Origin of the sequence: Bradyrhizobium sp. BRP22, assembly GCF_020194175.1 — a bacterium.
Taxonomy (GTDB): domain Bacteria; phylum Pseudomonadota; class Alphaproteobacteria; order Rhizobiales; family Xanthobacteraceae; genus Bradyrhizobium.
This window is the reverse complement of record NZ_JADYVX010000073.1, coordinates 1-11,815: the sequence shown is the minus strand read 5'-3', so window position 1 is coordinate 11,815 and position 11,815 is coordinate 1. Positions and strand designations below refer to the sequence as shown.

At 64.5% G+C, this 11,815-nt stretch carries 9 protein-coding genes; 1 reads left to right on the top strand and 8 read right to left on the bottom strand.

The genetic code is table 11. The features are described from left to right. Positions 1 to 575 precede the first annotated feature (575 nt). Both I6F35_RS38875 and I6F35_RS38870 read right to left on the bottom strand, forming a co-directional pair. Positions 576 to 2,471, bottom strand: coding sequence for an adenylate/guanylate cyclase domain-containing protein (locus tag I6F35_RS38875; RefSeq protein WP_225122866.1), 1,896 nt, complete (start codon positions 2,469 to 2,471; stop codon positions 576 to 578). Positions 2,472 to 2,618: 147 nt separating this feature from the next. After that, positions 2,619 to 4,619, bottom strand: coding sequence for an AsmA family protein (locus tag I6F35_RS38870; protein ID WP_225122865.1), 2,001 nt, complete (start codon positions 4,617 to 4,619; stop codon positions 2,619 to 2,621). A gap of 220 nt (positions 4,620 to 4,839) precedes the next feature. On the opposite strand from I6F35_RS38870, the gene I6F35_RS38865 reads away from it, so the two are divergent. Then, on the top strand, positions 4,840 to 5,514 hold the full coding sequence (locus I6F35_RS38865; protein ID WP_225122864.1) for a Crp/Fnr family transcriptional regulator: 675 nt from the start codon (positions 4,840 to 4,842) through the stop codon (positions 5,512 to 5,514). Positions 5,515 to 5,525: 11 nt separating this feature from the next. Here I6F35_RS38865 and I6F35_RS38860 read toward each other — a convergent pair whose 3' ends face one another. From I6F35_RS38860 to I6F35_RS38835, 6 genes are all read right to left on the bottom strand, one after another. After that, positions 5,526 to 5,756 carry a DUF4926 domain-containing protein gene (locus I6F35_RS38860; RefSeq protein WP_225122863.1) on the bottom strand — a complete coding sequence of 77 codons (231 nt, stop codon included), beginning with the start codon at positions 5,754 to 5,756 and terminating at the stop codon, positions 5,526 to 5,528. Next, positions 5,756 to 6,094, bottom strand: coding sequence for a DUF6883 domain-containing protein (locus I6F35_RS38855; protein WP_225122862.1), 339 nt, complete (start codon positions 6,092 to 6,094; stop codon positions 5,756 to 5,758). The genes I6F35_RS38860 and I6F35_RS38855 overlap by 1 nt, the downstream gene beginning before the upstream one ends. Before the next feature lie 27 nt (positions 6,095 to 6,121). Then, positions 6,122 to 9,262, bottom strand: a complete 3,141-nt coding sequence (locus I6F35_RS38850) for an efflux RND transporter permease subunit (RefSeq protein WP_225122861.1) — start codon at positions 9,260 to 9,262, stop codon at positions 6,122 to 6,124. Continuing rightward, on the bottom strand, positions 9,262 to 10,188 hold the full coding sequence (locus I6F35_RS38845) for an efflux RND transporter periplasmic adaptor subunit (protein WP_225122860.1): 927 nt from the start codon (positions 10,186 to 10,188) through the stop codon (positions 9,262 to 9,264). Before I6F35_RS38845 ends, I6F35_RS38850 begins: the two co-directional genes overlap by 1 nt. Before the next feature lie 146 nt (positions 10,189 to 10,334). Beyond that, complete coding sequence (locus tag I6F35_RS38840) at positions 10,335 to 10,994, bottom strand: OmpA family protein (protein ID WP_225122859.1); 660 nt, start codon at positions 10,992 to 10,994, stop codon at positions 10,335 to 10,337. A gap of 146 nt (positions 10,995 to 11,140) precedes the next feature. Next, positions 11,141 to 11,815, bottom strand: a 675-nt coding sequence (locus I6F35_RS38835) for a tetratricopeptide repeat protein (protein ID WP_225122858.1), incomplete at its 5' end; no start/stop codon positions are given.

The following is an 11,815-nucleotide window of genomic DNA, read 5'->3' as shown; positions in this document are numbered from 1 at the left end:
GGAGCACGATCGGGCTCAGATCCAGCGACGGGCGGTTCTGATCCAACCGCCCGTTCGCACATTCTGGCAGATTCTGCGGACACAAGAGCACGAAGTAAGCCGTAAACCATCGCGCAGGGAAAGCCGGTGTTGCTCCGGTTGACCTGTGGTCCTACCCCCGTGCTTTTTGTTGCACGGGGCCCACGGGTGCAACCAGCACCCGGCTTTCCCTGCGCCCTCTGATATCGAGGAGGGTGAAACGAGATGCAAAGCTCGGACGCAACGCGCCGCGAGAACGCGAACTTATATCCACACTCCGTCGTCATGCCCGCGAAGGCGGGCATCCAGTAACCACCGGCGTCTCAGCGTGAGCACTGCCGCCTCTGCAATACTGGATCGTCCGCCTTCGCGGACGATGACGGGGGAGTGGCTGTTTGAAAATCGAATCTGATTCGTCGTCGTCCCGGCGAAGGCCGGGACCCATAACCACGAATGTTCGCGTGGCGCGACGCTGGGGCCGCTTCCGTCTCAACAATCGGCATCTGTGGTTATGGGTTCCGGGGTCAAGCCCAGGTCAAGCCCGGGACGATAGCGAGCTACTCCGCCGCCTGCTCGGCTTCGCCCTTCCAGCGCAAAATCTCGGCCGCGAGCACGGGATGATTGAATCCCTTCAGCTGCAGGTCGTCGATCGGCCGGCCCTCGACCAGCTTCTCCACCATGCCGTAGACGCGGCGGCTGACCACGATCTGGCCGGCCTTGGCCTCCGCGCAGAGGCGGGAGGCGAGATTGGTGACGCTGCCAATCGCGGCATATTCCAGCCGCTGCTCGAAACCGATCTGGCCGAGCGTGGCATAGCCGAGCGCGATGCCGATGCCGAAGCCGAGATTGTGGCCGCGGTTGCGCCAGCGCTCGGTCAGCGCGCCGATAGCGTCGCGCATCCCCACCGCCATCTTCACCGCGCGCGCGGTGTGGTCGGCGAATTGAATGGGCGCGTTGAACAGGATCATCACGCCGTCGCCGGCATAGCGGTCGAGCGTGCCTTCGTAGCGGAAGATCAGTTCGCCGAGCGCGGCGTGATATTCGCGCAGCACGTTCATTGCCTCTTCCGGCTCCGTGCTCTCCGTGAACGCGGTGAAGCCGCGCAGGTCGCAGAACACCACCGTCACCTCGCGGCGATGGCTGTCGAGCAGCGAGTCATGGCCGTCGGAAGACGCGATCAATTGCGCGACCTGCGGTGCGAGGAAACGTTCCAGCCGCCGGATGCGCTCGATCTCGCCGAGCTGGGTCTCGACACGCTCCTCGAGATGCCGATTCCAGTCCTTGAGCTGCTCGGTCTGCTCGCGCAGCTTGTCGGCCTGCTCGCGGACGGTGGAATGCGCGGCCTCGAGGTCCCGCGTCCGCTCCTTCACCTTGGCCTCGAGGTCGGTGTAGGTCTCCTGCAGTTGCGCGGCCATGCTGTTGAACTGCTGCGCCAGCTCCTCAAGTTCGTCCGCGGTCTTGACGTCGATGCGGTGGCCGAAATCGCCGTCACCCAGGCGATGCGCGCCGGCGCGCAGCGCGGTGATCGGCACCAGCATGCGCCGCGCCAGCACCGTGCCGGCAATGATTGCGACCACGAGGCCGAGCGCGATCAGGAGCGCGATGCGGATGAGCTGGTCGCGGATCGGCGCCAGCGCCTGTGCGGTCGGCTGTTCGAAGAACACGGACCAACCAAGGGTGGGCACCGCGCGCGAGGTCGTGAGCACCGCATCGCCGACCGCGTTCTTGCCGGTCGCGAGTTGCTTGCCGCCCGGGCTGAGAACGGCGGCGACCTGCGGCAGCTTCGACAGGTCCTTGCCCACCTCGGGCCCCTTGGCGGAAGCCGCCAGCACGCGGCCCCTGGGGTCGACGACATAGGCGAGGGCGGACTTGCCGACCTCGGCCTCGCCGAGCAGGCCAGCGAGGAAGCCGAGGTCGATCTCGGCGATGGTGACGCCTGCGTTGAAGCCGGAATGCGCCAGGCCGATCGCCATAAAGGGATGGCCATCGCGGAAAGTGGCGGCGCCATAGCTGGTGCCACGGGTCAGCGTGTCGGTGAAACTGATGTCGCGGGTGTAGTCGGCGTTGCCGGCGATGGTCACGGTCTGGCGGTTCAGCCGCAGCGTCTCGCGGCCGCTTCCGTTGACCTGGGTGAGCTGGCTCACCTGCGGCACCTGGCCCAGGAGCTGGGTGTAGTCGGCGCGTCGCTGCTCGGTGGTGGTGGAGGAGGCGCGGGTGACCCAGCTGATCTGGCGCTCCAGGTCGGCGATCGATTGCTCGATGCGGCGGGCGGTGGCGTCGGCCCTCTCGCTCATGGCGTCCGTGAGCGCCACCTTGATGCCGCGGTAGGAGATCCAGGTCTCCATGGCGCCGTTGACCGCCAGCACGAACACGACGAGGCCGACCAGCGCGCTGACATATTTGGCGAACAGGCCCTCGCGCCGGAACCGGATCTTGTCCTTGACGCCGCTCATCCAAGCCCTCGTGCACTCCCTCCTGGTCCGGAGCGCGCAAATCCGTCCCGCGGCGAAAAACAGGTTCTCAGCGGCCGCGTTCGGCCCTGTTCTAGCATGGATTATGCTGACATTGCGGCTGGCGCCGAGGATGGTTACCCGGGCGCCTCAGCGATTGAAGAGCTGGCGCAGCACTTCATTCATCGCCTGGCTGTCCTGCGTCTCGCCGCTATCGCTCGGCGGCGAAGGCGGCGGCTCGGGTTGCTGCTGCGGCGCCGTGGCCGGCGGGATGCTGCGGCTCGGGCGCTGCGGCTGTGCTCCGCTGTTCAGGCCCTGCTGGATCAGGTTGCCGATGGTCTCGCCAAGCTGGCCGCCGAGCAGCCCGCCCTGGCCCTGGCCGTTCGTGCTGCCACCCTGGCTGCCGGCTCCATCCTGGCCGCCGCCAAGAAGTCCGCCGAGATTGATGCCGTTTGGCCCGAACAGACCCTTGCCCATCTCCCGCAGCCGGGCATAGGCGGCCTCGGGATTGTCCAGGATGCCCTGCATCTCCGGATAGATGCGCGGGCCGTCCCACGGCCCCTCGATCATCACGGGGATGCCGAGGCCGACCGGATCGCCAGTGCGGCCCTGGCCCTCGGTGGTCATCACCAGCTTCGGCTCGACGCGGAAGCCGATCATCTTGGTGCCGAGGTCGATGGTGCCCACCCCCGTCATCTTCACCAGCGGACCGACCAGGTTGAGGTCGGTGGTGACCGCCTGGCCCTTGTCAATCTTGAAGGAGGCGGAGAGCTGGCTCAGGTCTGTCGCCAGCTGATCGCCCTCCTGCCAGCCGGACAGCGGGCTTGTGGTCAGCGAGCGGATCATCTGCGCGACGTTGAGGCCGCGTATCGCGCCGTCCCGGAACACCGCGAATGCGGTGCCGCTCATATTCGTCATGATCGAGCGCTGGCTGTTTCCGGAGGAGCGTACCGCGATCTTCGCCTGCATCCGGCCGTCGAGCTTGTCGAAATCGGCAAGGCTGCGCAGCAGCGGCAGCGCCCGCACATTGCCGAGATCGGCGCTGAGCACGTAGGTCGGACTGCTGGTGGAGGCGTCGATGGCGAGGTCGCCATTGGCGTTGCCCTCATAGGCGCCGAGATTGGCGAGCCGCGCCTTCAACACGCCGTTCATCAGCGTCGCCTCGATTGCCGCCGGCGCGAAGCGGCCATCGCCGATATTGAGCTCGGCGGCGGAAATCTTGGCCTGCGCGTCGACGTAATTCAGCCCGACGAGGTCGATCGTCGCATTGCTCCAGGGCTGCGCCGCCGTTCCCGGAGTGCCGCGCTCCATCGCGACGGCGAGGCGCTGGAAATCGAGGTCGAGCTTCACCAGCGGCTTGTTGCTGGCGATATCGACCGAGGCCCAGCCGTTGAAACCGCCGTCACCGAGCGTGCCGCTGACGCCGTTGAACATCACCACCGTGCCGTTGACCCGCACCTCGGCTCGCGCCGACAGCGGCGCCTGCAACAGGCCGGGCGCTTCGAACGCGATTTCGGTCGGGATGTTCTGCCGCTCGATCGGCGGCGCCGGCGCGGTCGCCTTGATCTCGAATTTCAGCGGCTGGCCGCCGCCGCGCGCATTGCCGGTGATCAGGATCTTGCGATCGCTGCCGACGGTCGCCTCCGCATTGACGGTCTCGATCCGGCTCTCGACCCGGTCGCGCACATTGGAGAACACGATCGTGCCGCCGATGACGCTGACATGCTCGATGCCGAATTTGGCCCCGCTGGTGCCGGAGGCGCTGCTCTTCGGTGGCGGATTGGGCTCGCGCACGCGCTGCAGCGGCATGGTCAGGACCGGCCGCACGATCAGAAGATCGGTGACTTGCGGCTCGCCAGACCACAGGCTCGACAGCGTGACGTCAGCCTGCATGCTGCTCGCGGTCAGGCGATTGTTGATCTCGCGCTCTTTCGGATCCTGCAGCGCGATGTCGTTGAGTGTGACGTTGAGCGACGGCCACAGGCTGATCTTGGCGCCGCCATTGATGGCCAGCCGATAACCGGTCTCACGCTCGACCCGCTGCTGGATCGCCGACGTCAGGAAGCTGGAGGGGATGCCGATCACGGCAAGCAGCGCGATGACGACGATCACGGCTCCGATCGCGGCGCCCGCGATTTTCAGTACTCTCATCTCGACATTCCAGACCGCGCAAACGTCGCCCCGCCGGCCGCGCCACGACGCGGCCTACTCCATGACCTTATCCCGGAAACAGGTTTCCGCTCAAAGCAGCCGAAAATAATCCGCCGCTGCTGCAAACTTATGTGACTTATGGCACACTTCCATGGGGGTGAATTTTGTTACCCCGGGCTGCAGGCAAGCCGCTCGGGAGGTTATTGTGGAAGGCATTACAATGAGCAAACAGGCCGAATTTGCGGTCATTTTGAAAATGAACACGATGTTCGCCGATCTGGGGGCGGACGAATTGCAACGGCTTGCGGGCCATTGTCGCACCCAGCAACTCCAGGCGGGCGAGGTGCTGTTCCAGAAGGGCGATGCCGGTGATGCCCTGTTCGGGGTCCGGCGTGGCCAGATCCGCATCGAGACCGGCGCCTCCGATGGCAGCCGGCTGACGCTCAACTTCATGGGCCCCGGTGAGCTCTTCGGCGAGGTCGCCGTCCTCGACGGCCAGGACCGCACCGCGGACGCGACCGCCGGCGAGCCGAGCGAATTGTTCGTGCTGCGCCGTGAGGATTTCCTCGGCTTTCTCGAGCGAGAGCCGAAGGTGGCCGTAAAGCTGATCGAGCTGTTGTGCCAGCGCATCCGCTGGATGAGCGAGCGGATGGAGGAATCGGTGCTGCAGCCCCTGCCGGTCCGCCTCGCCAAGCGGCTCTGTGCGCTGGCGTCCGACTACGGCTCCGAAGTCCATATCTCGCAGGAACAGCTCGGCATCTTCGTCGGCGCCGCGCGCGAAAGCGTCAACCGTCAGCTCCAGCTCTGGCGCAAGGACGGCATTCTTGACCTGCAGCGCGGGCGGATCCTGCTGCACAACATGAACAAGCTGACCGCGGTGGCGAGGAACGAGTAGAGCTGTAATCGTTAAGCCGCCTCAGGCACGTAGTGCAGGACAAGCAGCTCGTCACGACGGCAGGGAACGATAGCGTAAGCGCGACCTTGATCGTCGCTGAATTCGACGAGCGAAGTTCCGCTGTCCAACTGCTCAATGACAGTGCCAACTTGGCCGCGCGCAAGATGTTGCGCCGGCAGATCTGTCAGCAATGCCACCACGTCAAGAACAGAAGGTTGTTTGTCCTTCTTTATTGCAGCCATCACAACACCCAGCAGGTAACGAAGCTTGGCCGGCTCGCGCCGATCCGGACGATCCAGATTGTTCTTACCACAGCGCTCTTGTCGTGTCGCCTGATCTCGACATCGAGACTCCAGTAGGTACCCCAAGCGTCCATCCCGGTCTGGGTGGCTTCATGTGAACGGATAGCCTCCAGCAAGGTTTCACGCAGCCAAGCCGCGTCGCTACGTTGAAGGTTTAGTGCGTCACGAAACACCCGCGCCTTGTGACGTCCGCGCGGATGGGACGGGCTCAGGCAGTAATCCTCGATCTTGCGAATATCGAGGATAGCCTTGTCGGCGTTCGGCAGAACCGCTTTCATGGTTCTCGTTTCAACTGCTGATCTGCCTTACTCCGCCGCGGGCGACACCATTGTCGGCGGCTTGGGCGGCTGCTTGGCCTGTGGCTCGCCATCGTGGTCCTCGTCGGCGTGCGAGACGATCAGCCGCTTGCCGAAGCGCCAGATCACGTTGCCGATGTCGTCCATCACCATGAACATCGCCGGCACGAATACCAGCGACAGGACCGTCGAGAACAAGAGACCGCCGATCACGGCAAGTGCCATCGGCGAGCGGAACTCGCCGCCGGCGCCGACCGCCAGCGCGCTCGGCATCATGCCGGCCACCATCGCAATGGTCGTCATCACGATCGGGCGCGCGCGCTTCATGCCGGCGTCGATCATCGCTTCCTCGCGCCTCTGGCCGGCGCGGATCGCCTCGATGGCGAATTCCACCAGCATGATCGCATTCTTGGTGACGATGCCCATCAGCATCAGGATGCCGATCCAGACCGGTGTGGTCAGTTGCTTGCCGGTGAGCAGCAACGCGGCGATCGCGCCGCCGATCGACAGCGGAAGCGAGAACAGGATGGTGATCGGCTGCAGGAAGGTGCCGAACAGCAGCACGAGTACTGCATAGACCATCATCAGCCCGGCGGTGATCGCGGTGGCGAAGCCATCCGACAGCTCGTTGAGGCTTTCGGCGTCACCCGACGGGCTCACCTTGACGCCCTTCGGCAGGCTCTTCATCACCGGCAGTTCATAAATCTGCCTGGTGGCATCGCCGAGCGCGGCGTTGCCGACGAGGTCGGCCGCGACGGTCGCCTGCCGCTCGCGGTCGTAGCGGTTGATGCTGGTCGGGCCCTGATCGAGCTGGATGTCGGCGACAACCGACAGCGGCACGCCGCCGCGTTCGCCGCGCGGGCCGAGCGGCACCCGCAACTGTTCCAGCATCTGCAGGTCGCTGCGGGCGGAGTCTTCGAGCTGGACGCGGATCGGCACCTGGCGGTCGCCGGCATCGAATTTTGCCAGCGCCGGGCCGACATCGCCGATGGTCGCGACGCGGATCGTCTGCGACAGGCTCTCCGTGGAGACGCCGAGCCGCGCCGCCAGTTCAGCGCGCGGGCGGATGCGGAGCTCGGGACGGTCGAGCGCGGTTTCCGAGATCACATTGGCGATGATCGGGATCCGCTTCATCTGCGTCGCCAGCTCGCTTGCGACATTGTTGACGATGTTGCTGTCGACGCCGGTCACGACCAGCGAGATCGCGCGCAGGCCGTTCTCGTCGAGGAACCAGTAGCGGATGTCGGGGACATTCTCGAGCTCGTTGCTGATCGAGAGCTCGAGCTCGCGCTGGGTGATCTTGCGCTCGCTCTTCGGCGTGTAGTTGATGATCAGCGCAGCGCGGCGTACTTCCTGCGTGCCGGGCGGCACCCGGCCGCCGTCGACGAATACGCTTCTCACTTCAGGTCGCTTGCGCAGACGCGCGACGATCTCTTCCGTCACCTTCTCAGTATGCGCAAGCTGCGAGCCCGGCGGCAGCTCCATCGCCAGCAGCGAGCGTGCGGTGTCCTGCGCCGGCAGGAAGCCTTGCGGCAACAACTTGATGCTCCAGATCGACGCCGCGAACACGGCAAAGCCGATCACGACGGTGATGTAATGATGCTTCACCGACCACGTGACCAGGCTGTGATAGGTCCGCAGTATGCGGCCCGGCGGCGACTCCTCGTGCGCCTGATGCTTGAGGAAATAGGCAGCCAGCATCGGCGTGACGAAGCGCGCCGCAAGCAGCGAGAAAAACACCTGCACCGATACGGTGATGCCGAACTGCTTGAAGAACTGGCCGGCAATGCCCGACATGAAGCTCGCCGGCGCGAAGATCGCGATGATGGTGAGCGAGATCGCGATCACCGCGAGCCCGATTTCATCGGCTGCCTCCAGCGCGGCGCGGTAGGGCGATTTGCCCATCCGCATGTGGCGCACGATATTCTCGATCTCGACGATGGCGTCGTCGACGAGGATACCGGTCGAAAGCGTGATGGCGAGGAAGCTGACGAGGTTGAGCGAGAAGCCCAGAATGTCCATCGCCCAGAACGCCGGGAAGATCGATAGCGGCAGCGAGACCGCGGCGATGATGGTGGCGCGGAGGTCGCGCAGGAACAACAGCACGATGATGACGGCGAGGATCGCGCCCTCGAACAGGGTCGAGATCGCCGCCTCATAATTGCCCTTGGTGAATTCGACGGAAGTGTCGATCAGCTTGAGGTCGACGTCAGGGTAGGCGGCCTTCAGCGCCTCGATCCGCTTCTGCACCGCGGCGGCAACCACCACGTCGCTCGCGCCCTTCGAGCGCTTGATGCCAAGTGCGACCACCGGCTCGCCGTTGAAGCGGGCGAAGGTCCGGCGGTCGGCGATGGTGTCGGTCACCGTGCCGAGATCGTCGAGCCGCACCTCGCCGCCGCCGAATAGCGGGATCATGGTGCCGGCGAGCTCGTTCAGCGTCTTCGCGCCGGCGAGCGTGCGGATCGCCTGGTCGTTCTTGCCGATTTCGGCGCGGCCGCCGGCGAGGTCGACATTGGTGCCACGCAGGATTTGACTGACATTGACGGCGGTCAGCCCCGCTGCCTGCAGCCGATCGGGATCGAGCGAGACCAGGATCTCGCGCTCGACACCGCCGATGCGCTCGACCTGGGCGACGCCGCGCACGCCCTGCAGCGCGCGCTTGACCACGTCGTCGACGAAATAGGAAAGCTGCTCCGGCGTCTTGCCCGGGGAAATCGCGGCATAGGTGACGATCGGCAGGCCGATGACATCGACGCGCTGGATCAGCGGCTCGGTGACATTTTGCGGCAGGTTGGCGCGAACACGAGTGACGGCGTCCTTGACGTCATTCAACGCGCGGTCGGTGTTGGTCTCCAGCGCGAACTGGATCGTGGTGACTGACAGGCCGTCAGTGATCGAAGAGGAGATGTGGCGCACGCCCTCCACGCCTGAGACGCCGTCTTCAATCGTCTTGGTGACCTGCGCTTCCAGTTCAGAGGGTGCTGCGCCGAATTGCGACACCGCGACCGAGATCACGGGAATATCGGCGCTTGGCAGCCGCGTCACAGCAAGCTTGGCGAAGGAGACCCAGCCCAGCACCAGCAGGATGATCGAGAAGACGATCGACGGCAGCGGGTTCCGGATCGACCAAGCCGAGATGTTCAAAGCCATTAGCGTGTCCGCGTGCGCTCGAGTTCGTCGGCGAACATGATCTTGATCTGGTCGCCGTCATGCAGCGAGGTTCCAGCATCGGCGACGACGGTTTCGCCGACGTCGAGGCCCTCGAGGATTTCCGTTGACGTGTCCGAGGTCAGCCCGACCCGCACCTTCCGCGTCTCGATCGTGTTGCCCTTGACCACCTGCAGGGTGAGGCGATCGATCGCGGTGCGTGGGACGGCGACGCCGCAGGAGCGCTTGGCGTCGATATTGGCGCGAGCGAACATGCCGACCTTCAGCGAGGGATTGTTGTTGAGCGATATTCTGACATGGCCGAGCTGGGTGTTGCGGTCGATCTGCGGTGAGATCTGGCGCACCTTGCCGACCATGTCGGGTGCGTCATCGCGGCTGATCCGCACGGTTGCGCCGGGATTGAGTTTCAAGAGATGGATACTCGGCACCTCGGCGTCGAGTTCGATTTCGTTGTTGATCGCGATTCGGAACATCGGTCCGGCCTGCGGGGAGGCGGGGGCGCCGACGGCGGTCCGTACCTCGGTGATGAGGCCGGCGGCCGGTGCGCGCAGGGAAAGCGACGATGCCGCGCGGCTCGCGCCCTGGGCGGCCTGTTGCGGCGGCGGGGTCAGCCGCGCCAGTTCCTGGTTCTCGGTCACGGTGTCGCCCTCACGGACGAAGAGGTCGGTGACCTTGGAGCCCTCCTGATCGACGCCGACCTGCGCTTCGCGACGCGGCACGATATAGCCGGTGACGCGCACCATGTCGGAGAAGCAGGCATTGGTGGATTTGGTGACGACGACGAGCGCCTGGCCAGGCGTTTCCTTCTCTTCCGGGCGCGGACGATGCTCGAACCAGTAATAGCCGGCGCCGACGGCGACGACGAAAACTGTTCCGAGCACAGGCTTTAGGTATTCGGAGAATTTCATCGCCGGATCGATCTAGACCTGAAATCAGATGAAGCGGAACGCTTCGAATGTGTTGAAGTTTAGCCCAAAACAAAATGCGTCCCGCAGGGATACGAGACGCATCTTACACTTAAAGTGTCACGCCGCGCCACGCCGTTTACTGACGGCTACTTGGACGCGGTCGCCTTATTTTCCATGTTCACGACCTGCACGCGGCGGTTCACTTCCGCCAGTGGCTGGTTCGGATCCTTCAGCTTGGTCTTGCCATAGCCGACGGTGACGAGGTCGGAACCGTCGATGCCGTATTTGTCGATGAGATAACGCTTGATCGCCTCGGCGCGACGCTCGGACAGGTCCTGGTTGAAAGCCTCACCGCCAGCGGCATCGGTGTGGCCGGCTACGACGAAGGTGGATCCCTTCAGGTCGGCATTGGTCAGCGCGCGGCCCAGGGCCTGCACTGAGGGCAACGATTTGGCGTTGATCTGGGCCGAGTTGTAATCGAAGTTGATTTCCAGATCGATCTTGGGCTTGTCCTTGACGATGGTCGCGATCTCCTCGCGCTCGGCCGACGACAGCGAGCGGGTGGAGCGGCCGCGGATGGTCCGCACGAACTTGTCTTCGGTGGCGTTTGCGGCCGGCTCCACCTTCGGTCCGATCGACAGGCCGCGGGTCAACGGCTTCTTCTCGGGCGTCAGCGCCCTGAGGATTTGCTCTTCGGTGACGTTGTCACCGGCGCGGGCGGCCGACATGCCAAGAGCAAGCGTGGCGCCGATGGTTGCAATCGAAAACATCGCAGCAAGATTCTGCTTCGCAGTGATGTCGAACATTGTCAGCCCCTCCTGCGCCGTTCGCGCGGTTTCAAATCAACTTGCCAAATCACCGCCGGTGCTTGATCCCGGCCCATCTTGAATTTTTAGTCTATCACGTCCGTCCGAGGTTCGAGGCTGGACGGCACTACCAGTCCAAATTGTTGTCACTGCACGCCATAATCGGCGAATTCCTTGACGATGTTCGGATCCATTGCCTTGGCGTTGGTGATGTCCAAATCCCCTTCCGCGATCGAGCCGTTACGCTTCTTGGCAAGGCCGCGCCCGTAGAGGGAGGACGTCAGTCTGGGGTTGATCTTCAATGCCGCATCGAAATCGGCAATGGCGTTCTTCGTCTGCCCGCTCTTCAGGTTCAAGAGGCCGCGGCTATCGAGGGCATCGACGAAATTCGGTCGCAGCCGCAGCGCCTCGTTGCAATCCTTCAGCGCGGCCTGCAGGTCGCCGATGACGGTGCGAGCCCAGCAGCGGTTGTTGTAGGCCTCGACATCCTTGGGGTTCAGTCGAAGCGAGTTGTTGAAGTCCTTGATGGCGAGTTCGTAGGCGCCCTTGCTGGCATAGACCTGGCCCCGGCGGTAAAGCGCAGCCGCGTCATCGGGATTGTCGTTGAGCCGGGCCGTCAGCGTCTTGATGGTCGGATCATCGGCCAGTGTATCGGCGGGCTTCGGGGAGGGCGTCGGTGCTACAGCGACGTCCGCCGGCCGCGGCGTCGGAGGCAGCGGTGGCTGCTCGGACGGCGGCGGTGATGCGGTGGTGCTCTGCGCCGGAGGTGTGGGCGGTGACGGTGGGGCAGGCGGTGCCGGCGGGGCGACCGCCGTCTGGGC

Coding starts and splice junctions, on each gene's coding strand:
- I6F35_RS38875 (WP_225122866.1), bottom strand. CDS start 2,471: ATGAGCGGCGTCAAGGACAAGATCCGGTTCCGGCGCGAGGGCCTGTTC.
- I6F35_RS38860 (WP_225122863.1), bottom strand. CDS start 5,756: ATGGCTGCAATAAAGAAGGACAAACAACCTTCTGTTCTTGACGTGGTG.
- I6F35_RS38850 (WP_225122861.1), bottom strand. CDS start 9,262: ATGGCTTTGAACATCTCGGCTTGGTCGATCCGGAACCCGCTGCCGTCG.
- I6F35_RS38870 (WP_225122865.1), bottom strand. CDS start 4,619: ATGAGAGTACTGAAAATCGCGGGCGCCGCGATCGGAGCCGTGATCGTC.
- I6F35_RS38855 (WP_225122862.1), bottom strand. CDS start 6,094: ATGAAAGCGGTTCTGCCGAACGCCGACAAGGCTATCCTCGATATTCGC.
- I6F35_RS38865 (WP_225122864.1), top strand. CDS start 4,840: ATGAGCAAACAGGCCGAATTTGCGGTCATTTTGAAAATGAACACGATG.
- I6F35_RS38845 (WP_225122860.1), bottom strand. CDS start 10,188: ATGAAATTCTCCGAATACCTAAAGCCTGTGCTCGGAACAGTTTTCGTC.
- I6F35_RS38840 (WP_225122859.1), bottom strand. CDS start 10,994: ATGTTCGACATCACTGCGAAGCAGAATCTTGCTGCGATGTTTTCGATT.